Source organism: Sorangium sp. So ce726 (genome assembly GCF_051521405.1).
In the GTDB taxonomy this organism is placed as follows: Bacteria; Myxococcota_A; Polyangia; order Polyangiales; family Polyangiaceae; genus Sorangium.
In genome coordinates this window covers 5658094-5678235 of the sequence record NZ_CP150349.1, presented here as the reverse complement: position 1 = coordinate 5678235, position 20142 = coordinate 5658094, and the positions used below count along the sequence as shown (strand labels likewise).

Annotated in this window: 19 protein-coding genes; 9 read left to right on the top strand and 10 right to left on the bottom strand. The window is 70.0% G+C overall.

What is annotated here, in order from left to right; all coding sequences use genetic code 11:
* Positions 1-6: 6 nt before the first annotated feature.
* Entirely contained in the window at positions 7-1002 is a 996-nt protein-coding gene (locus WME79_RS21155; protein WP_012236376.1) for a GHMP family kinase ATP-binding protein, read from the bottom strand.
* The gene (locus WME79_RS21150) at positions 999-1745 is read right to left on the bottom strand and encodes a nucleotidyltransferase family protein (protein ID WP_437538449.1); all 747 of its coding nucleotides are present in this window, start codon (positions 1743-1745) and stop codon (positions 999-1001) included. Before WME79_RS21150 ends, WME79_RS21155 begins: the two co-directional genes overlap by 4 nt.
* 124 nt (positions 1746-1869) lie before the next feature.
* Here WME79_RS21150 and WME79_RS21145 point away from each other — a divergent pair, with 124 nt between their 5' ends.
* From WME79_RS21145 to WME79_RS21120, 6 genes are all read left to right on the top strand, one after another.
* Entirely contained in the window at positions 1870-2142 is a 273-nt protein-coding gene (locus WME79_RS21145) for a hypothetical protein (protein WP_437538448.1), read from the top strand.
* A gap of 344 nt (positions 2143-2486) precedes the next feature.
* Positions 2487-3074 carry a hypothetical protein gene (locus WME79_RS21140; protein ID WP_437538447.1) on the top strand — a complete coding sequence of 196 codons (588 nt, stop codon included), beginning with the start codon at positions 2487-2489 and terminating at the stop codon, positions 3072-3074.
* A 251-nt stretch (positions 3075-3325) separates the two neighbouring features.
* A complete protein-coding gene (locus WME79_RS21135; RefSeq protein ID WP_437538446.1) occupies positions 3326-3955 on the top strand; it encodes an ATP-binding protein in 630 nt (209 codons plus the stop codon).
* Positions 3952-4518: a SpoIIE family protein phosphatase gene (locus tag WME79_RS21130; RefSeq protein WP_437538445.1), complete on the top strand. Its 567-nt coding sequence runs from the start codon at positions 3952-3954 to the stop codon at positions 4516-4518. Before WME79_RS21135 ends, WME79_RS21130 begins: the two co-directional genes overlap by 4 nt.
* Positions 4519-4525: 7 nt before the next feature.
* Complete coding sequence (locus tag WME79_RS21125) at positions 4526-5089, top strand: STAS domain-containing protein (protein ID WP_437538444.1); 564 nt, start codon at positions 4526-4528, stop codon at positions 5087-5089.
* 142 nt (positions 5090-5231) lie between these two features.
* Positions 5232-6737 (top strand): HAD-IG family 5'-nucleotidase, encoded by a 1506-nt coding sequence (locus WME79_RS21120; RefSeq protein ID WP_437538443.1) that lies wholly within the window; start codon positions 5232-5234, stop codon positions 6735-6737.
* Between the two features lie 34 nt (positions 6738-6771).
* On the opposite strand, the gene dusB is transcribed toward WME79_RS21120, so the two are convergent.
* Positions 6772-7758, bottom strand: coding sequence for a tRNA dihydrouridine synthase DusB (dusB, locus tag WME79_RS21115; protein ID WP_437538442.1), 987 nt, complete (start codon positions 7756-7758; stop codon positions 6772-6774).
* Positions 7759-8246: 488 nt separating this feature from the next.
* Between dusB and WME79_RS21110 the strand changes: the two genes are divergently transcribed.
* Positions 8247-9845: a serine/threonine-protein kinase gene (locus WME79_RS21110; protein WP_437538441.1), complete on the top strand. Its 1599-nt coding sequence runs from the start codon at positions 8247-8249 to the stop codon at positions 9843-9845.
* A 346-nt stretch (positions 9846-10191) separates the two neighbouring features.
* On the top strand, positions 10192-10395 hold the full coding sequence (locus WME79_RS21105) for a hypothetical protein (protein ID WP_437538440.1): 204 nt from the start codon (positions 10192-10194) through the stop codon (positions 10393-10395).
* A 259-nt stretch (positions 10396-10654) separates the two neighbouring features.
* Here WME79_RS21105 and WME79_RS21100 read toward each other — a convergent pair whose 3' ends face one another.
* Complete coding sequence (locus tag WME79_RS21100) at positions 10655-11170, bottom strand: hypothetical protein (RefSeq protein ID WP_437538439.1); 516 nt, start codon at positions 11168-11170, stop codon at positions 10655-10657.
* Positions 11171-11711: 541 nt separating this feature from the next.
* Here WME79_RS21100 and WME79_RS21095 point away from each other — a divergent pair.
* Complete coding sequence (locus WME79_RS21095; protein WP_437538438.1) at positions 11712-11861, top strand: hypothetical protein; 150 nt, start codon at positions 11712-11714, stop codon at positions 11859-11861.
* A gap of 228 nt (positions 11862-12089) precedes the next feature.
* Here the strand turns inward: WME79_RS21095 and leuB are convergent, their stop codons facing one another.
* The 6 genes from leuB to ilvB all read right to left on the bottom strand — a co-directional run bounded on the left by leuB (position 12090) and on the right by ilvB (position 20115).
* Complete coding sequence (gene leuB / locus WME79_RS21090) at positions 12090-13154, bottom strand: 3-isopropylmalate dehydrogenase (protein ID WP_437538437.1); 1065 nt, start codon at positions 13152-13154, stop codon at positions 12090-12092.
* Positions 13151-14797, bottom strand: coding sequence for a citramalate synthase (cimA, locus tag WME79_RS21085; RefSeq protein WP_437538436.1), 1647 nt, complete (start codon positions 14795-14797; stop codon positions 13151-13153). The genes leuB and cimA overlap by 4 nt, the downstream gene beginning before the upstream one ends.
* Positions 14798-14880: 83 nt before the next feature.
* The gene (locus tag WME79_RS21080) at positions 14881-16575 is read right to left on the bottom strand and encodes a 2-isopropylmalate synthase (RefSeq protein WP_437538435.1); all 1695 of its coding nucleotides are present in this window, start codon (positions 16573-16575) and stop codon (positions 14881-14883) included.
* Positions 16576-16609: 34 nt separating this feature from the next.
* Complete coding sequence (gene ilvC, locus WME79_RS21075; protein WP_437538434.1) at positions 16610-17623, bottom strand: ketol-acid reductoisomerase; 1014 nt, start codon at positions 17621-17623, stop codon at positions 16610-16612.
* A gap of 96 nt (positions 17624-17719) precedes the next feature.
* The gene (ilvN, locus tag WME79_RS21070; RefSeq protein ID WP_012236361.1) at positions 17720-18268 is read right to left on the bottom strand and encodes an acetolactate synthase small subunit; all 549 of its coding nucleotides are present in this window, start codon (positions 18266-18268) and stop codon (positions 17720-17722) included.
* 137 nt (positions 18269-18405) lie between these two features.
* Positions 18406-20115 carry a biosynthetic-type acetolactate synthase large subunit gene (gene ilvB, locus WME79_RS21065; protein ID WP_437538433.1) on the bottom strand — a complete coding sequence of 570 codons (1710 nt, stop codon included), beginning with the start codon at positions 20113-20115 and terminating at the stop codon, positions 18406-18408.
* Positions 20116-20142: the final 27 nt, after the last annotated feature.

The following is a 20142-nucleotide window of genomic DNA, read 5'->3' as shown; positions in this document are numbered from 1 at the left end:
GCCCGCTCACGATCGGTGCAGGTTCGCGACGATGCGCGCGCCGTCGAGATCGAAGCGGAAGCGCAGCACGCGCAGGCCCTTCGCGGCGAGCGCCTCCAGCACCCGGCGCCGCTCCGCCGGCCGGACGTAGAACATGAAGAAGCCGCCGCCGCCGGCCCCCATCAGCTTGCCGCCGAGCGCCCCCGCGCCTCGAGCGATCTCGTAGATCTCGTCGAGGACCTCGTCGGTCATCTTGGACGCGAGCTTACGCTTCTGGGTCCAGTGGGCGTGGAGGAGCTCGCCGTAGTCGTCGAGCCTGCCCGTGACGAGGATGCGGTGCACGTCGCGGCCGATCTCCTTGATGCGGTGCATCCGCTCGACCACCGCGGGCTCCAGGTCTTGCAACCGCCGGCCCTGCTCTGAGAGCACGATCCTGGCCGGCCTTTCGACGCCGCTCCACACGATGAGAAGGTTGCTCTCGAGCTCGTCCAGCACCTCGTCGCGGACCGGGACGGGCTCGACGTGCACTGAGCCGTCCGGAGAGAACGTGAACGCCGTGACGTTGCCGTAAGCGGCGATGTACTGGTCCTGCTTGCCGATCGGCTCTCCGAGGCGCTCGATCTCGATGGAGCAGGCCTCGCGAGCGAGCTGCTCGGACGACACGAAGTCGCGCTTGTACGTGTGCAGGGCGTTGAGGAGGGCGACCGTGAACGAGCTCGACGAGCCGAGGCCCGAGTTCGCGGGGAGATCCGCGACGCTCGTGAGCTCGATCGAGTGCTCGATTCCCAGCATCCGGAGCGCTTCTCGGAAGATGGGGTGCTCGATCGCGTCGACCGAGGGGACGATCTCGGTCTTGGAGTACGCGAGGCGGATGTCCCGGTGGAAGCGCTTGTTGGCCGTCACGTAGATGTACTTGTCAATGGCGGCCGACACGAGATAGCCGCCGAAGCGGCCGGAGTACGCGGGCAGATCGGTCCCGCCGCCGCCGAGGGAGAAGCGGACCGGGGCGCGAGAGACGATCATCTTCGCTCCTCCGTCGCGGCCGCGGTCGTGAGGGCGGCCTCGAGATCGCGGAGGCCTTGCTCCGAGCCGATCTCGTAGAAGCGCGCCGCGACCGAGAAGGCCCGGAGGCGGCCGCGCGCCGCGAGGTCGCGCTGCACCACCTCGAAGCCGAGCGGCGCGTCGGCTGGCAGCGCCTCGACGACCTCGCGGCGGAGCGCGGTCGCGCCGTAATCGATGTGGTCGAGCGCTGGGTCGGGCGGCGCGCCCGCGCGCCGCTTCTCGTAACGCACCACCAGGTCGCCCGAGACCGCGGCGTTCGACGCGTCGAACCGATCCTTGTTCCGGTACACGGCCATCGTGCCGAGCGCGCCGGGGTGTGTGCAGAGGTCCCGGAGCGGGGTCAGGTAGTCAAAGGGGAGGTAGGAGTCGCCGTAAGTCATGAGGAACACAGGAGCCAGTTGCGGCAGCGCGCGGCGCAGCGCGCCGGCCGTGCCCAGGAGATCGGGGCCGTCGTCGGCATAACGGAGCGGCAGGCCCGCGAACCGGTCGCCCATGGCCCGTCGAACGGCGTCGCCGAGGTGACCCACGCAGAGGACCACCTCGCCGAAGCCCGCTGAGGCGAGCCGCTCGAGGAGCCACGCCCCGAACGGCCGTCCGGCCACGGGCAGCAGGAACTTCGGGGTGTGCTCGGTCCGAGGGTGCATCCGGGTGCCGAGCCCGCCGGCGAGGACCACGGCTTGAGGAGGTGAGGCGTCGGCGCGCACGGGGGAGGACCTACCATAGACGACGGCTGCTTTCGGGGCGCCTCCAGCGCTCCCCGCAGGCGGCCCGGAGAAAAACGTCGTCACAAACTGTACGGCCGTTCAGGCAGCGGTTACGGTGCGCGCCATGACCAACAAGGACCTCGCTCCGCATCTTCTCCGGACGCTGGTTGCCCTCCAGAGCGAGGGCAAGACGGTGACCCTCGAGACATTGACCACGGCCCTTCAGGTGCGTCGGACCGACGTCCGCCGGGCGATCACCGCCCTGCACCGCGAGGGATATCTCGACGTCCTCCACATGCGGCTGACGCTCCGCGGGCTCGCCCTCGGCGCGGCCTTTGCGGCGTCGCAGCTCCGCCCGTTGCGCCGCGCGTCGCTCCGCGCTGTCAAGGCTGCTTGAGCACACCCACAGGGCCGCCACCCTGGCGCGGCCGTGAGCGGCGAGTCGACCTCTGCCCGGGCGCGAGGCCCATGCGTGCGGACGGAGGCGCCCGACATGATCTCTCGATGCGTTTCAGATCTTGCCAGCATTTCATTTGATAAAACGGCAAATTCACACCGGACACGCGCGGCCCCAGCCACGGATCCGGCGCCCGGTCGCGAGCGCCGACCGGCGCAAGAACGCCTGGTTTCTCCGGCCTGTGCGGGCCACTGTGCGTGGAAGACGTTGACATTCCGAGGGATTCATGAGACGGCGGCTGCGTGATATCCGATGTCGAGATCGAGAATGAGATTCGTGCTTCCGTGGCCGAGTTCCTGGAGGGCATGAGAGCGGTGGTCCGCAAGGAGGTTCTCCGGACCGCTGCGCGGTACCTGCAAGTCGACATCAGCGCCGCTGGGATATCGACCGGGCCGGCCGCGACTCCCGCCAAGCCCGTCCGCAAGGGCGAGCGCGCTCCGGCGCCGAGCCGCCCGGCCGCGCCTCCCCGCAGCGCCCCGTCGCCCAAGACGCCGGCGCGCGCTGCGCCGCGTAAAAAGGCGGCCGCGCCGCGGACGACCGGAGGTGGCGCGCGCCCGGCCGTCGCTCCGCCGAAGTCGCGCGCCGCGCGCACCCCGGCGCCCGCCGTCGCGGCCCCCGTGAAAGCCGCCGAACAGGCTGCTCCGGCGAGCCCGGTGAACCCCGCGAGCCTGCCGTCCGGGAGCTCGGGGGACGAGATCGCTGAGGCGCTGCTCGCCCATGTGGAGATCGAGCCTGGGCAAGGGATCGACGACCTTGCGTTGGCGATGGGGACCCCTGCAGCCGAGCTCCAAGAGCCGCTCAAGAAGCTCCTCGCGGAGAACAAGATCACTGAGGAGCTGCGTCAAGGCCAGGCGTCGTACTACCCGGCCTGAGCGACATCGATGGGCCGGCCAGCCAGGCACGAGCGTTGCTTGGAGCCGGCCGTAGGCCGTCCGGTCGGCGCTGGCACGGGCCGGGCGACGCCCTGCGCGATGCTGGCGACCGACCGAGCGAGCCCTGCTGACGCTGTCCAGCCGGAGCTCGGCGGTTTCCGCGTCCCAGCTGGCGAACCCGGCGATGCCGTCGCCGCGCACTCGACGCGGACCCGGGGCCCCGGTACCCTGCCGGTCCAGGCGCTTTCCGGATGACTCCCGCGCACGAACAGATTCTCAACGTCCTGCTCGGCTATCTCTCGGCGATGAACGCAGAGGGAGTCCTGCTCCGGGCCATGCGGGAGGCGGAGATCCAGCCCGAGGAGTTCTCGCTCGAAGACCTCCCCGACATCCTTCCGAGCATCGAGCGCCGAGCCCGCCTTTATGTCGATCCGACGCGGCTCGGTCGGCTCAGGTCGGAAATTTCGGCGATTGGCGGCGATCGACCTTCGCGGCGCTCGAAGGTCATGGTCATCAACGTGGAGGCCGACATTAGCGAGGCGCGCCTGAGCGCGAAGGCCGTTTGCGATGCGGCCGGCGCAAAGAGCTTCACGTCGCACAAGGTCGCGACCATCGTCAGCGAGCTCGCGCGAAATATCGTCCATTATACCCCTGGCGGGACGATCGAGCTCGCGGTGCAGCGCGACACCCCGGTCCGCTTCCTCATCGTCGCCGTGGATGAGGGCGCAGGCATCCAGAACCTGCAGGAGATCCTCGCCGGGCGCTACAAGAGCAAGACCGGTATGGGCCGCGGCATCATCGGGGTCAAGCGGCTGGCCGATCGCTTTCATATCGACTCGGGGCCGAAGGGCACGCGGGTGGAGATCGAGGTCCATCTGTGAAGCTCTCCGTCGAGTACGCGATCCTCCCCAAGGACGGAGAGCTCGTGAGCGGCGACGCCGCGTTCGTGCGGGCCGGGGAAGACGGCGTCCTCTTCGCGGTCATCGACGCCCTCGGCCACGGCGAGCACGCGGCGGCCGCGGCGAACGTCGCGCTCAAGGCGCTCGCCGACGCGCCGAGCGGAGAGGACGTCCGCGCCCTCATCGATCGCCTCCACGTGCGGCTCCGCGGCACCCGCGGCGCCGCCGGCATGATCTGTCGCTTCCGGGAGGGGCGGCTCCAGGGCTGCGGCATCGGCAACGTCGAGCTGATGTCGCACGGCACGCGGGTGCAGTGGCTCCAGAGCCCGGGCATCCTCGGCGCATCGCTCAGCAAGGTCCGGATCTTCGATGCGCAGCTCGCGCGGGGCGACCGGCTCGTCGTGTTCTCCGACGGGGTCTCCCCTCGCTTCGATCTATCGCTGTTTCGTGGAATGAAGGCCGCGGATGCCTGCCGCGCCCTCATGAGCCGACACCGGCGCTCGCACGATGACTCAACGGTCTTGATCGCCGACATCGAACCTTAGGATGACCATGGAGCTCAAGCGCCTTCCGATCATCAACCTGTGGGACCGGATCCTGGTGCCCATCCAGGGGGACGTGACCGATGACCTCGCGGAGCAGCTGAACACCGAGGTGCTGCGGGCGATCCACGAGAGCGGCGCGAAGGGGCTGGTCATCGATCTCACGGCTGTCTGGATCATGGATAGCCACCTGTGCGCGGTGCTCTCGAACCTGGCCTCCGCCGCGCGGCTCATGGGCACACCGACCATCCTGTCCGGGCTGAGCCCCGAGATTGCGATGACGCTCCAGGCCATGGGGGTCGAGCTCGAGGCCGTGAAGACGGCGCTGACGCTCGAGCAGGCGCTCACGATGCTCGGGCTCGAGGTGCGCCGGGCCGAGGCGCGCGACGAGGATGACGACGAGGACGACGACGACCTGTTCGACGACGAGGACGAGGAGGACGAGGACGACGACGGGTGGGAGGCGGACGACCGCGGCGACTCCCGCCGATCGGCGACGAACGGGCGGTCCGCTCGGCCCGCGACGAGCATCGATCGGCGGCAGATCGCGAAGAGCCGGCTCAGGCGCCGCTGAGGCCGCGCGTGCGCGTGCGTGTGTCGACGACGACGTCGACACGCCGAACGCGCCCTCCTGACGGCGGGGTGACGGTGATTGTCCGGGTGGGCAACGCCGTGGGTCCCTGGTATGCCTCACGACCGCTCTCCGGGCGATCACCATGGACAAGCTGGATTGCCTCGCCGCCCCGCCGCCCAAGCAGCGGGGGATCTTCTGCAACCGGACGCTGAATCTCCGTTCGATCAAGGCGATCGGATACGACATGGATTACACGCTGATCCACTACCGGGTGGAGGCGTGGGAGCGTCGGGCCTATGAGCACCTCCGGCATCTTCTGGAGAGCGAGGGCTGGCCGGTCGGGGACCTGACGTTCGAGCCGGACCTCGTGATCCGAGGGCTCATCCTGGACACCGAGCTCGGCAATCTGCTCAAGGTGAATCGGTTCGGCTACGTGAAGCGAGCCTTCCACGGCACGAAGCCGATCGACTTCGAGACCCAGCGCGCGACCTACGCGCGGACGATCGTCGACCTCGCGGACGGGCGCTACGTCTTCCTGAACACGCTCTTCTCGCTCTCCGAGGGGTGCATGTACGCGAAGCTGGTCGATCTGCTCGATCAGCGTCGGCTGCCCGAGGTGCTCGGCTACAGCGACCTCTATCGCCGCGTGAAGGATCGCCTCGACGCGACGCACATGGAGGGGCAGCTGAAGGCCGAGATCATCGGGGATCCGGACCGGTTCGTGCTGCTCGATCCGGAGATCCCGCTCACGCTGCTCGACCAGCGGGAGGCGGGCAAGAAGCTCGTCCTGATCACGAACTCGGAGTGGGTCTACACGCGCGCGATGATGAGCTACGCGTTCGACCGCTTCCTGCCGGGCGGCATGACGTGGCGCGACCTGTTCGACGTGGTCATCGTCTCCGCGCGGAAGCCGGAGTTCTTCTCGAGCCGCAGCCCGCTCTTCGAGGTGGTCACGGAGGATGGCCTCCTGCGCCCGGCCGGCCGGTTGCGCGTGGGCGGGCACTACCTGGGCGGCAACGCGGGGCTCGTCGAGCACCACCTGGGGCTGTCCGGCGACGAGATCCTCTACATCGGCGATCACATCTATGGAGATGTGCATGTGTCGAAGAGCGTCTTGCGGTGGCGCACGGCGCTCATCATCCGGGAGCTCGAGGAGGAGATCCTCGCGATCGAGGAGGCGCGCGGGGCCGAGGCGCGCCTCGATCTCTGGATGCGCGAGAAGGAGGACGCGGAGCGCGTCTATGCCAGGCTGCGCCTGGAGCTCCAGCGGATGCGCGCCGGCTACGGGCCGGTCGCCGGGGCGACGGAGGTCGAGATCCAGGCGAAGATGAACGAGCTCAAGGCGAGCCTCGCGGCGCTCGACGCGCGGATCGCGCCGCTCGCGAAGGCGTCGGCCGAGACGTTGAACCCGAGGTGGGGGCTGCTCCTCCGCACGGGCAACGATAAGAGCCACCTGGCCCGGCAGATCGAGCGTTCGGCGGACATCTACACGTCCCGCGTCTCCAATTTCCTCCTGGCGACGCCGCACGTGCTGCTCCGCTCGCACCGCGGGAGCCTGCCGCATGATCCGATGGGCGCGCCGCCGGGCGCCGAGCGGCAGAACGGCGAGCCCGCCCCGGTCGACGACGCGACGCCCATGGGCATGTAGGCGGCGCCGCCGCTGGCCTGCCGCCGCGGTGGCCTCAGGCCGCGAGCCGCTGCGCGGCGCTGTCGAGGATGTCGAGGCACCCCGACAGGCTGTCGCAGAAGAGCAACTCGCGCCGGAGGGCCGACGCGCCGGGGAGGCCGCGGAGATAGCCGGTCAGGTGGCGCCGTGTCACGCGCACGCCGTGCGGCTCGCCGCGCTCCTCGGTGTTCGCGATGAGGTGCGCGCGGCACAGGGCGAGCCGCTCCTCGGCCGTCGGCGGCGGGAGGTGCACGCCATCGTCGAGGAGGGCCCGGGCCTCGCGGAAGATCCAGGGGTGGTCGATGGCGGCGCGGCCGACCATCACGCCGGCGCAGCCCGTCTCGCGGAGGGCGCGGGCCGCGTCGTCAGCGGTCTTGATGTCGCCGTTCACCACGACAGGGATGGACACGACCTCGCGCGCCCGGGCGGCCCAGCCCCAGTCGGCCGCGCCGCTGTGCCCCATCTGGGCCGTTCGGCAGTGGATCGTGAGCGCGGCGACGCCGGCGTCCTCGAGGCGGCGCGCGAGGTCGACGATCGGCATATGGGACTCCGGTCCCCAGCCGATGCGCGTCTTCACGGTGACCGGGAGCGCGACCGAGCTCGTCACGAGGCGGGCCATCGCCACCATCGCCTCCGGATCGCGGAGCCACCCCGCGCCCGCGCCGCGCCCGGCGATCTTCGGCACCCAGCAGCCGCAGTTGATATCCAGGAACGCCGGTCCGGCCTGCTCGGCGACGCGCGCAGCCTCGGCGAGGCGCTCCGGGTTGGCGCCGTAGATCTGGATCGCCGTCGGCTGATCGCCGTCGGCCAGGGCGAGCTTGCGCCGCGCGGTCTTGCACCCGCGCAGCAGCCCCTCGACGTTGACGAACTCCGTCACGCACAGCTCGGCGCCGAGCTCCCGGCCGATGCGGCGGAACACGGCGTCCGTCACGTCCTCCATGGGCGCGAGGACGACGGGGCGGCTTGCGAACAGCCGGCGAAAGCTTTCAGGCGAGAGCGGCACAGTGGCGAGCTTTCAAGCATGGATCCGGCCGGTTGACCAGGGCGACCGCCGCGGCCCGCGGCGTAAGGGCCCGCTGAGCTCGAGCCCGCGGCGTCGAGGCACGGGCGGCGCCGCGGCGGCTGACCGAGGCCGGGGGCCGGCGGCCAAGGCGACGAGCGAGACCCCAGGCGCCCCGGTCACCTCGCCGCGCCTCGGCGTCCCGCCACGCCGTTCCCCCGAGGCGCTGACAGGATTCATGACCTCGCGGGCGTGTGTGGGCACGGCGGACGAACACGGCATGTGGGGCGGCGAACGGTCATGTTGGTACGACATCCGGGGTGGGAGACGGCGGGCAGCGCAGCCTGGCATCGTGGCCGAGGAAACCTGCCGTACGAGAAGCCAACAACGCTCGCTTGACGTTCGGCGTGGCTCTGGCGACCCTCGAGATTGCCATGAAGCGTGCGCTGCTCCGAGAGGCTCTCCGCGCTGAGCGATCGGCCGCGGCGCGCATGCTCAGAGAGCGCGAAACGCGCCCGCTCGGCACGCGGCGAAGCGCGCCGTGCGCCCACGACACGGAGAGCGTCCGCCGCGCGGTCCGCCGCGCTTTCCGGGTCGCGCTCTGGATATGGCCCGCGTTCACGCTGGTCGACGTGTTCATGGCGACCGTGCTGTACCCCGCGGCGCCGGTGTGGCGCTGCATCGTCCTGCGCGTCGTCGAGCAGGCGCTCTCCCTCGCCGTGTACCGGCTCTCGGGGCGCCCGACGCTCTCGGGGCGCGTCGTGCTCCTCGGGTATGAGGCCGCGTTCCTCACCGCCGCGATCTTCATCTCGCTGATGGCGCTCGATTTCGGCGGCCTGACGAGCGCGTACATGCACGGGCTCTCCATCGTCGTGCTGCTCCGCACGGCGCTCGTGCCCGCGCCGTTCAGCAAGGCGCTCCTCGCCTCCGCGCCGATGTTCCTCGCCTTCCCGGCGACGATGGGCATCGCCGCGATCTTCTCCCCGTCGATCCACGCGGCGTGGCTCGATCCGACGACGCTGCTCACGGCCGCGAGCCATTACATCTTCGTCCCTGCCTCGGGGGTGATCGGGGCGCTGTCGAGCCACGTCGTGTGGGCCGCGCAGCAGCAGGTTTATCAGGCGCGCAAGCTGGGCAGGTACCGGCTCGAGGCGCCGATCGGCAAAGGGGGGATGAGCGAGGTCTGGCTCGCGTGGGACGAGACGCTCCACCGCGACGTCGCCCTCAAGCTCCTGAGGACGCGCGACGCGCCGGACCCGGCGGTGCCGAAGCGCTTCGAGCAAGAGGCGCACGCGGCGAGCAAGCTCAGCGATCCGCACACGATCCGGATCTTCGACTTCGGAGCGAGCGACGACGGCATCTACTACATCGCCATGGAGCACCTGCGCGGGGCCGATCTCGCCGCGATCGTGCGCAGCTACGGCCCCATGCCTGTGGCGCGCGCCCTGCGCTTCGCCCTGCAGGCCTGCCGCTCGCTCATCGAGGCGCACGAGGCCGGGATCATCCACCGGGACATCAAGCCGCAGAACCTCTTCGTCACCCGCGTGGGCGACGATCACGATTTCCTCAAGCTGCTCGACTTCGGCGTCGCGCGGATGGTCGAGGGCGGCCGCGACGCCGAGCTCACGAACAGCGGTATGCTCTGTGGGACGCCCGCCTACATGGCTCCGGAGGTGTGTCGTGGTGATCGGGCGGATGCGCGCAGCGACATCTACTCGCTCGGGGGCACGCTCTACTTCCTGCTCACCGGGGAGCTGCCGTTCGAGGGCTCGTCGTCGGGGCAGCTCTTCGTCGCCCACATGACGAAGGCGCCCCTCGCGCCGTCGGTGCGGCGCGGCCCGGCCGTCCCTCGCGCGGTCGACCGCCTCGTCCTGCGGTGCCTCGCCAAGGACCCGCGCCACCGTTTCCAGAGCGCGCGGGCGCTGTTCGATGCGCTCCTCCCGCTGCTCGACGAGTCTGCCTGGACCGCGGCCGACGCGGAGCGTTTCTGGGTGACCGAGCGCGCGGAGAAGCTCGGCCGCCCGGAAGCGCCGCCCGAGCGCTCCACCGCGGCGCGCGGGGGCTCGACGCGGACCGCCTCCGCTCGATAGAGCCAGCGCACCGTCGCGGCGCGCGCGCGGCCTCCGCCGTGCCGGCGACCGCGCGCGATATCGACGCCGCACGGTAGAAGCGCATCGAAGCGGGATCGGAAACACCAGAGAAGCTCCGATTTCGGATCATTCTCTATGTCGACGCCGCGCTGAAAAGGCGCGTTGAAACGGCTCCCAAACACGCGAAAAATTCCTATTGGGGGTAGCCGTTTTCATCGATGTCGCATGAAAAATGCATCGAGACGGCTCGGAAACACACGAGAAGCCCCTACAGGGCCATTCAATGTAGGAAGTGAGGACTTGTCTTGAGCGTGAGTTGATCGGGCCTCGGCCGCTTCGACTCGCCATGGTTCATGGCAGCAGCGCCCCGAGCTCGGTGAAGGAGGACAGATGTCGACGTTCCCGGTTCCCTTGCACGTTCGCCGTCCCGAAGTTCGGCGGCCGCAACTGGACGATCTATCTCACCTGCATGGGGGTCGCGTGGTGGTGCTACATGAGGACCCGCTTCCTCGTAAGCCGCATCCCGAGCCTCGCCAAGGCCGACGCCTGATCCCGGGGTACCCCGGACCGCTCGCAGACCCGTGCGGGCGATCCGGGGGCACCGCGGTGGCGGTCGAGGCCCCCCCGCGGCCGCGTGAGGGAGCCCCGACCCGTCAAGGGGGCCCGTTGCTTCTTCGTCCGCTCATGACCCCTTGCCGGCGCCCTGCCGTGGCGAGGACCGAGCCGCGGCGGCGCCGCACCAGGGGCGCGGAGCGAGCGTCAGCAGGGCTCCCCGTCATGCGGGTAGCCGTGATGGCGAGCGTGGCGCGCTACCAGCCGCAGCCGCCGCCCCAACCGCCGCAGCCGCCGCCCCAGCCGCCCCAGCCCCAGCCGCCCCAGGGCCGGAAGCCGCCCCAGCCCCAGCCGCCCCAGCCGCCCCAGGGCCGGAAGCCGCCCCAGCCCCAGCCGCCCCAGCCGCCCCAGGGCCGCCAGCCCCAGCCGCCGCCCCACCAGCGCGCCGCGTCGGGCTTCTCGCCGACGCCCTCCTCGCCAGTCGGGGTCGTCGAGCCGGGGTCCGCGGCGCCGAGATCGGGCGCGCCGGGGGCCGGCGCGCTGGCGCTTGCTGCGCTGGGGTCCGCCGCTCTCTCGTCCATCGCCGGATTCGCGCTCGACTCCTGATCAGCGGAATCCGTCTCTTCGGCCTGGAACGCCTGCTTCGCCTCGTCGGTCTCGCTCATCACGTCGTCGGTGGGCGCGTCCGACGTCGTCGCCTCGGCCATGCAACCGGCTGCAGAGAGGGCCGTCGAGAGGGCGATGAGCGATGCGAACTTCGTCAATTGGCTCATGTTCCCGTTCTCCTGTGCACATCAATCCATGTCGAATGGAGTCATCGCCCGTCATGGCGACGAGCGTTGACACGCGGGATCTGAGATCCCCCGTCGCACGATCATGTGTGGTGTTCGGGAGGTGATGTCGATTACCCCATAAAGGACACCTGAGACACCATGGACGCTTTCTGCGTGGCCGGCGCCGTGCGGAGAGGGAGGTGTCGCGCGCTCCTTCCGCGAGGGCGCGAGGCGCGGCCGCGCGGCGTTCACCGGCGCCCACGCCCTCCGGTGGGGCCGCGCGCTCTTCGCTGATCCCGCGCGCCGGGCGCAGCGTCATCGCTCTTGCTGGCCGGCGCAGAGGAAGGAGCGCGAGCTCGCCGAGCTGTGACGCTGGCGAGGACCGGCCGCGGGAAGGCCCATCCTCATCAGGCTGCCGCGGTGGTGTCCTGGAATGCGAACAGCTCGGTCAACGGAAATGGAGCGGATGGCAAGGAGCTGCCAGGCACCAGCCTCGAGCGACCTCCGCGCAGCAGGCGCGGCGCGCGGCGAAGGAGGCCTCATGAACGCTCGCGCGATCGTGACGTCCGCCCGGATCTCCAGCGTGAAGGCTGATGTGAAGATCCTCGTGATTGCGTTTCCGGAGCACATGCTCCCGCGGTTCGCACAGGAGATCGTCAGGACCACCATCGAACCCGTCCACGACACATGACGTCCCGTCCTGGTCGATGGTCGGGTGCGAAGAGCGATGGATTCGAGCGAGGAAAGCGGTGGACTGGACAGCGTGGGAGCAACGCGCAGGAGCGGCCCGCGAAGGGGCCTTGTGTCCAGGCGTCGATGGCTGTGCAGGGAAAGGGGGCGCGAAGAGCGCGAGCGCGCTGTCGATGCGCGCAGCGAGCCCCGGTGAGGGGCTCGCCCGTGGCCGCCTGGAGGGAGCGGCTCAGCCCGCGAGCTTCGCGCGGACCGCCTCGCCCATGCCCTGGGTCGACAGCTTGCCGCCGAGGTCCGCCGTTCGTGCGCCGCCGGCGATGGCCTGCGCCACCGCGCGCTCGAGCACGGCCGCCTCCTTGTCGAGCCGCAGCGAGTGCCGGAGCAGCATCGCGGCGCTCAGGATCGTCCCGATCGGGTTGGCGATCCCCTTGCCGGCGATGTCGGGCGCCGAGCCGTGGATCGGCTCGTAGACCCCGCGCGTGCCATCGCCCAGCGACGCGCTCGGACAGAGCCCCAGCGAGCCGGCGAGCACGGCGGCCTCGTCGGTCAGGATGTCGCCGAACATGTTCTCGGTGACGATGACGTCGAACGCCGCGGCCGAGGTGATGAGCCGCATCGCGCACGAGTCGACGAGCTGGTGCTCGATGCGGATCTCCGGGTGGCGGGCGGCGACCTCGGTCGCCACCGTGCGCCAGAGCCGCGACGACTCGAGGACGTTCGCCTTGTCGACGGACGTGACGAGGCGCCTGCGCGACGACGCGAGGCGGAACGCGAGCTCGACGACGCGCTGGATCTCCTCGTCGGTGTACTCGAGCGTGTCGACCGCGCGCCGGCGCCCGTTCACCTCCTCGCGGATGCGCGGTTTGCCGAAGTAGAGCCCGCCCGTCAGCTCACGGACGACGAGGATGTCGACGTCGGCGAGCCGCTCTGCCTTGAGGGGAGAGGCCTGGATGAGCTCCGGGAACAGGCGGATCGGCCGCAGGTTGGCGTACAGGCCGAGCCCCTGGCGCAGGGCGAGCAGCCCCTGCTCGGGGCGGACGCTCGCGCTCGGGTTGTCCCACTTGGGGCCGCCGACGGCGCCGAGCAGGACAGCATCCGCCGCGCGGCATGCGTCGAGCGTCTCCTGCGTCAGCGCCGTGCCGGTCGCGTCGATGGCGCACCCGCCGATGAGGTGCTCCGAGTAGCTGAAGCTGTGACCGAACTGGGCGGCGACAGCATCGAGTGTGGCGCGGGTTTCGGCGACCACTTCGACGCCGATGCCGTCGCCAGGCAAAAGAACGATATTGGCCTTCATGCGACCTCGCTGGCAGGCAACGTGGATGTGAACTGCTGCGGCTCTCTCGCTGCGAGCGTGAGCCCATACTCGATCCCGTCCGCGAGCGCATGCCAGGACGCATCGATGATGTTCGTCGACGCACCGACGGTGCTCCACTGGCGTTGCGCGTCGCGGCTGTTGATGAGCACGCGCGTCGTCGCCGAGGTGCCGTCGCGCCCATCGAGGATGCGCACCTTGTAGTCGACGAGCTGGATGTCACGCACGGCCGGGAACACGGGCGCGAGCGCCTTGCGGAGCGCGCCGTCCAGCGCGTTGACGGGGCCCGACCCCTCGGCCGCCGTGATCACCACCTCGTCGTCGACCGCGATCTTGATCATCGCCTCGGCGAAGGTGCCGACGCCCTCGCGCTGGCCCGCGATGACCTTGAAGTCGAGCAGTCGGAACGGCGGCTTGTAGCCCGGCGAGCTCCGCCGGAGCAGGAGCGCGACGGACGCCTCGGCCGCCTCGAACGACGAGCCGCGCGCCTCGCGCTCCTTGATCTGCTCGAGCACCTCGACCTCGGCGCCCGTCGGCACCTCGAGGCCGAACTCCTCGGCCTTGCTGAGGAGGTTGCCGCGGCCCGACAGCTCGCTGACCACGGTCCGCATCGCGTTGCCGACGAGCGCGGGATCGATGTGCTGGTAGGACGCAGGCTCGCGCCGCATCGCCGCGACGTGCACGCCGCCCTTGTGCGCGAAGGCGCTCCGCCCGACGTAGGCCATGTGATCGTCGGGGGAGAGGTTCGCCACGTCGGCGACGTAGTGCGAGAGCTCGGTGATCCCGCGGAGCGCCCCCTCCGGGAGCGCCCGGAGGCCGAGCTTCAGCTCCAGGTTCGGGATGATCGCGCAGAGGTTCGCGTTCCCACAGCGCTCGCCGTAGCCGTTGATCGTGCCCTGGACGTGGCGGGCGCCCGCGCGCACAGCGGCGATCGAGTTGGCGACCGCGCACTCGCCGTCGTTGTGGGCGTGGATGCCGAGCGGGTGGCCCAGCGCCGCCTTCATCTCGGCCACCACCGCCTCGATCTGCCAGGGCATCGAGCCGCCGTTCGTGTCGCAGAGCGTGAGCACCTCCGCCCCGCCGCGCACGGCGGCGCGCAGCGTCTCGGTCGCGTACGACCGGTCGAGCGCGAACCCGTCGAAGAAGTGCTCGGCGTCGTAGACCACGCGACGGCCGTGCGCGCGCAGGAAGGCGATGGTCTCCTCGATCATCCGGAGGTTCTCGTCGAGCGTCGTGCGCAGCACCGCCGTCACGTGCTGGACCGAGCTCTTGCCGAAGATCGTGCAGACGCTCGTCCCGGCGGCGAGGAGCGCGCGCAGCCCGGGGTCGTCCTCGGGGGCCAGCGAGGCCCGGCGCGTCGAGCCGAACGCGGCGATCTTCGCGTTCTTCCACTCGATGTCCTTCGCCCGCTCGAAGAACTGCGCGTCCTTCGGGTTCGAGCCGGGCCACCCGCCCTCGATGAAGGTCAGGCCGAACGCGTCGAGGTGGCGCGCGATCTGCAGCTTGTCCTCGCACGCGAGCGAGATGCCCTCGCGCTGGGTGCCGTCCCGTAGCGTTGTGTCGTAGACGTCGACGCGGTCCGAGGGGTGGGCGCCCTGCTCCGCGCCGTTATGAGGCGGATTCATAAGATTCGACTTCCTTGTGCAGCGAAGATCGGGTCGCCGAGCTCGTCGCCCCTCTGGGGGCCTCCTGCGCTCGGCGCACGGCCCTACCTCGCGGTCTCGACGGCGGCGCCGTGGCCGCTCTGGTTGCTCTCTGACGCCGCCGCGTCGTCCTTGGGCTCAACGCCGTAGGTCGCGAGGAGCCGGTTCAGGGCGGTGAGGTACGCCTTCGCGCTGGCCACCAGGATGTCGGTGTCAGCGCCGTGGCCGTGGAAGACCCGCGCCGCGGCGTCGTGCTGCGGGTGCCGCTTGCTCGACGTCGCGTCCGCTCGGACGCGGACGCTCACCTCGCCGAGCGCGTCGATGCCCTCGGTCACCGCGTGCACCGAGAACTCGAGGAGGCTGCTCGGCACGCGGACGATCTCGTCGATCGCCCGGTAGGCGGCGTCCACCGGCCCGGTGCCGATCGCGGCGCGGACGTGGAGTGTCCCGTCCGGCCCGCGGAGGCGGACCGTGGCGGTGGGCATGCCGGTGGTCCCGCAGGCGACCTGGAGCGCGTCGAGCGTGTAAAGATCGTCGGCTTGCGCCCGCGTTGTCGAGACGATCGCCTCGATGTCGGGATCGGTGACGTGCTTCTTCTTGTCCGCGAGCGCCTTGAAGCTGGCGAACGCCGCCGCGAGCTGGGCCTCGTCGAGGTGGTAGCCGAGCTCCTCCAGCCGGTTGCGGAGCGCGTGCCTGCCCGAGTGCTTGCCGAGGACGAGCCGGGTCTGCGTCACCCCGACCATCTCCGGCCGCATGATCTCGTACGTCTCCTGGTGCTTCAGCATCCCGTCCTGGTGGATGCCCGACTCGTGCGCGAAGGCGTTGGCGCCGACGATGGCCTTGTTCGGCTGGACGTTGAAGCCCGTGGCCGCGCTGACGAGGCGGCTCACGGTGGCGATCTGGGTCGTGTCGATCCCGGTGCGCAGCCCGAAGACGGCCCGGCGCGTCGCGAGCGCCATCACGATCTCCTCGAGCGCGGTGTTGCCGGCGCGCTCGCCGATGCCGTTGATGGTCACCTCGGCCTGGCGCGCGCCCGCGCGGATGCCCTCCAGCGCGTTGGCCGTCGCGAGCCCGAGGTCGTTGTGGCAGTGGACCGAGACGATGGCGCGGTCGATCCCCGCGACGTTCTTGCGGATCCCGGCGATGAGCGCGCCGAACTCGCTCGGGATGGTGTATCCGACGGTGTCCGGGATGTTGAGCGTGGTGGCCCCGGCCGCGATCGCGGCCTCGAGCACCTGGTAGAGGAACTCTGGCTCGCTCCGGCCGGCGTCCTCGGGGCTGAACTCCACGTCGGCGCACAGGTCGCGCGCGTACGCGACCATGGCCCGCACGCGGTCGAGCACCTCGGCCCGGGTCATCCGCAGCTTGTGCTTGAGGTGGATGTCGCTCGTGGCGAGGAAGGTGTGGATCCGCGGGTGCGCGGCCCGGGCGACGCCTTCCCACGCCTTGTCGATGTCGACCTTGGTGGCGCGGGCGAGGGCGCAGATGATCGGCGGGGTCGCGGCGGGGCGGCCGGAGACCGCGGCCGCGCCCACGCGCTCGGCGATCGTCTGGACGGCGAGCAGATCGTCGGGGGAAGCGGCGGGGAAGCCCGTCTCGATGACGTCGACGCCGAGCTTCGCCAGCGCGAGCGCGATCTCGAGCTTCTCCGACGACGTCATCGTCGCGCCCGGCGACTGCTCGCCGTCGCGCAGCGTCGTATCGAAGATGCGGACGTAATCGGACGGGGGCATCGCTTGATTCGCAATCATCTCAGGCATGGTGTTCTCCGCCGCCTCCCACGAGTGGAGAGGCTCAGTCGCCGGGCTTGATGGTGACGGGATCGATGAACGGCATCATCTTGCGCAGGTTGGCGCCCACGATCTCGAGCCGCTGCTCCCGCTCCTTCGCCCGCGTCGCCTCGAACTTCGGCCGGCCCGCCTCGTTCTCCGCGATCCACTTGCGCGCGAACTCGCCGCTCTGGATCTCGGCGAGGATGCGCTTCATCTCCTCGCGCGTCTTGTCGGTGATGACCCGCGGGCCCGACACGTAGTCGCCGTGCTCGGCGGTGTCGCTGATCGAGTACCGCATGTAGTTGAGGCCGCCGCGGTACATGAGGTCGACGATGAGCTTGAGCTCGTGCAGACACTCGAAGTACGCGATCTCCGGCTGGTAGCCGGCGTTGACGAGCGTCTCGAAGCCGGCCTTCACGAGCTCGCTCGCGCCGCCGCAGAGCACCGCTTGCTCGCCGAAGAGGTCGGTCTCGGTCTCCTCCGCGAACGTCGTGAGGAGCACCCCGGCGCGCGACGCGCCGATGCCCTTCGCGTAGGCGAGCGCCTGGGCCTCCGCCTTGCCGCTCGCGTCCTGGTGGACGGCGAGGAGCGCCGGGACGCCGCCGCCGGCCTCGAACGTCTCGCGCACCCGGTGGCCAGGGCCCTTCGGGGCGATCATCGACACGTCGACCGACGGGGGGGGCGTGATCGTGTTGAAGCGGATGTTGAACCCGTGCGCGAACATGAGCGTCTTGCCCGGGCCGAGGTGCGGCGCGATCTGCTCGTTGTAGATGCGCGCCTGCGACGTGTCGGGGGCGAGGATCATGATGACGTCGGCGGCCTTCGCGGCCTCGGACACCGTGGCCACCTGCAGCCCCGCGGCCTGCGCCTTGGGCCGGCTCTTGCTGCCCTCGGGCAGGGCGACGATCACCGTGACGCCGCTGTCGCGCAGGTTCAGCGCGTGCGCGTGCCCCTGGGAGCCATAGCCCACGATCGCGACCTTCTTGCTCTGGATGAGCGAAAGATCCGCGTCGTTATCGTAAAAAATCTTAGCCATCTCTCTCTCCTTACAACCGGGACCCGCACCTCGCGGCTCCCGTCCTTCACATCTCGCGCGCGCTCTTTACACCGTCGCTACACCGTCGTCATACCGTCAGGAGGCGCCGTTCTCGGCCGTGCGCACGGGGATCGAGTCGAACCTGGCCTCTGCCTCCTCGGCGCCGCGGGTCATCACGATCATCCCGGTCCGCACCATCTCGATGATCCCGAACGGGCGGAGCACCTCGAGCAGGCCCTCGATCTTGTCGCCGGTCCCGGTGATCTCGATGGTCAGCGCCTCGGGGGCGACATCGACGGTGCGCGCGCGGAACACCTCGCAGAGCTGGAGCACCTGCGCCCGGCTCGTCGCGTCCGCCTTCACCTTGATGAGCGCGAGGTCGCGCGCGACAGAGGCGGTGTGGGTGACGTCCCGGACCCAGAGGGTGTTGACCAGCTTGTAGAGGTTCGCCTCGAGGCGCCGCGCCCCGTCCTCGTCCGCCTCGAGGACCAGGGTCAGGCGCGAGATCCCGGCGATGTGGGTGCGTCCGACGCTCAGCGACTCGATGTTGTAGGCGCGCCGCCGGAAGAGGGACGCGACGCGGTTGAGCACGCCGGGGCGGTCTTCGACGTAGGCGATGAACGTGCGCAGGATGGGTCGATCCATGGATGCCTCTTGAAAGTCCCTCTTGTCAGTGGTGCGCCCGGCTCCGGCCGCGGCGCGCTCGGGCGCGCCCCGCCCGTCCGACGGGCGCACGCTCACGCTGGAGCGCGCGCCCAGGGCGCGTGGGTCTGCTGGCGCGTTCACGGGTCCTCCCCGGTCTCCACGATGGGGCTCGGGCGCCGGATCATGTCGTTCAGGTCGGCGCCGGCGGGGACCATCGGATAGACGCTATCCTCCTGCTCCACGCGGAAGTCGACGACCACGGTGCCCGGCGTGGCGCGGGCGCGCTCCACGGCCCCGGCGATCTCCTCGCGCTTCGTGACGCGGATGCCGGTCAGCCCGTGGGCCTCGGCGAGCTTCACGAAATCCGGGCTGCGCATCGGGGTCGCCGAGTAGCGCCGGTTGTAGAAGAACTCCTGCCACTGCCGCACCATGCCGAGGTAGCCGTTGTTGATGACGGCCACGTGGACCTTGAGCCCCTCCTGCGCGCAGGTCGAGAGCTCACACGCGGTCATCTGGAAGCCGCCGTCGCCCACGACCACCCAGATCTCGTCCTCCGGCTTCGCGAAGCGCGCGCCGATCGCCGCCGGCAGGGAGAAGCCCATCGTGCCGAGCCCGCCGGAGGTGATGAGCTTCCGCGGGTAATCGTGCTTGTAGTACTGCGCTTCCCACATCTGGTGCTGGCCGACGTCGGTTACCACAAGCGCCTTGCCGTCGGTGAGCCGCCAGAGGTCGTGCATCACGTGCGCGGCGTACAATTTATCGTTGTACGGCAATTGTTGAATGTCACGGACCGCCGAGTCGCCCTTCAGCAGGTTGATGCGGTCGACCCACGGGCCCCGGTTGCGCTGCTTGCACCCGGGGATGAGCGACAGCAGCGTGTCCCGGACGTCGCCGATGAGGCCCACATCGACCTTGACATTCTTGTTGATCTCCGACCGGTCGATCTCGACGTGGATCTTCTTCGCCTTCACGGCGTAGGTCTTGAGGTTGCCGGTCACGCGGTCGTCGAAGCGCATCCCGAGCGCGATGAGGAGGTCGGCCTCCTGGATGGCGTTGTTCACCCACGCCTCGCCGTGCATCCCCATCATGCCGAGGCTGAGGGGGTGCTTCGCCGGGAAGCCGCCGAGGCCGAGCAGCGTGGAGGCGACGGGGATCCCCGTCTTCTCCACAAAGGCGAGGAGCTCGCGCGTCGCCTCGGCCCTGACGATGCCCTGACCGGCCAGGATGAGCGGCCGCTCGGCCTCGTCGATGAGGTCGATCGCCTTCTCGATGTCCGTCTGGACGGCGTGCTGCGAGGGGCGGTAGCCGGGCAAGCGGACCTCGCCCTTCGGCGGCTCGAAATCGATCGACGCCTGCTGGGCGTCCTTGGTGATGTCCACGAGCACGGGGCCCGGGCGGCCCGAGCGCGCGATATAGAACGCCTCGCGGAGGGCGGGGGCGATGTCCTCCACGTCGGTCACGAGGTAGTTGTGCTTGGTGATGGGCAGGGTGACGCCCGTGATGTCCGTCTCCTGGAACGCGTCGGTCCCGAGCAGCTTGGAGGACACCTGCCCGGTGATACAGACGATCGGCGAGGAGTCGAGCATCGCTGTCGCGATCCCGGTGACGAGGTTCGTCGCGCCCGGCCCCGAGGTGGCGACGCACACGCCGACCTTGCCCGAGGCGCGGGCGTAGCCGTCCGCCATGTGCGCCGCGCCCTGCTCGTGCCGGACGAGCACATGGCGGATCGGGTAACCGAGGATCGTGTCGTAGGCGGGCATGATCGCGCCGCCCGGATAGCCAAAGACCACGTCCACGCCTTCGCGGACGAGGACTTCCCAGATAATCTGTGCACCGGTTCGTTTCATAATTCCCGACTCCATCGAGTCACGCGG

Excerpts from the sequence above, each read along its gene's own strand:
- ilvB (WP_437538433.1), bottom strand. The coding sequence starts at position 20,115 with ATGAAACGAACCGGTGCACAGATTATCTGGGAAGTCCTCGTCCGCGAA.
- ilvC (WP_437538434.1), bottom strand. The coding sequence starts at position 17,623 with ATGGCTAAGATTTTTTACGATAACGACGCGGATCTTTCGCTCATCCAG.
- WME79_RS21080 (WP_437538435.1), bottom strand. The coding sequence starts at position 16,575 with ATGCCTGAGATGATTGCGAATCAAGCGATGCCCCCGTCCGATTACGTC.
- cimA (WP_437538436.1), bottom strand. The coding sequence starts at position 14,797 with ATGAATCCGCCTCATAACGGCGCGGAGCAGGGCGCCCACCCCTCGGAC.
- WME79_RS21125 (WP_437538444.1), top strand. The coding sequence starts at position 4,526 with ATGGAGCTCAAGCGCCTTCCGATCATCAACCTGTGGGACCGGATCCTG.
- WME79_RS21145 (WP_437538448.1), top strand. The coding sequence starts at position 1,870 with ATGACCAACAAGGACCTCGCTCCGCATCTTCTCCGGACGCTGGTTGCC.
- leuB (WP_437538437.1), bottom strand. The coding sequence starts at position 13,154 with ATGAAGGCCAATATCGTTCTTTTGCCTGGCGACGGCATCGGCGTCGAA.
- WME79_RS21105 (WP_437538440.1), top strand. The coding sequence starts at position 10,192 with ATGGTTCATGGCAGCAGCGCCCCGAGCTCGGTGAAGGAGGACAGATGT.
- WME79_RS21135 (WP_437538446.1), top strand. The coding sequence starts at position 3,326 with ATGACTCCCGCGCACGAACAGATTCTCAACGTCCTGCTCGGCTATCTC.
- WME79_RS21095 (WP_437538438.1), top strand. The coding sequence starts at position 11,712 with ATGAACGCTCGCGCGATCGTGACGTCCGCCCGGATCTCCAGCGTGAAG.
- WME79_RS21100 (WP_437538439.1), bottom strand. The coding sequence starts at position 11,170 with ATGAGCCAATTGACGAAGTTCGCATCGCTCATCGCCCTCTCGACGGCC.
- WME79_RS21155 (WP_012236376.1), bottom strand. The coding sequence starts at position 1,002 with ATGATCGTCTCTCGCGCCCCGGTCCGCTTCTCCCTCGGCGGCGGCGGG.
- WME79_RS21120 (WP_437538443.1), top strand. The coding sequence starts at position 5,232 with ATGGACAAGCTGGATTGCCTCGCCGCCCCGCCGCCCAAGCAGCGGGGG.
- ilvN (WP_012236361.1), bottom strand. The coding sequence starts at position 18,268 with ATGGATCGACCCATCCTGCGCACGTTCATCGCCTACGTCGAAGACCGC.
- WME79_RS21110 (WP_437538441.1), top strand. The coding sequence starts at position 8,247 with ATGCTCAGAGAGCGCGAAACGCGCCCGCTCGGCACGCGGCGAAGCGCG.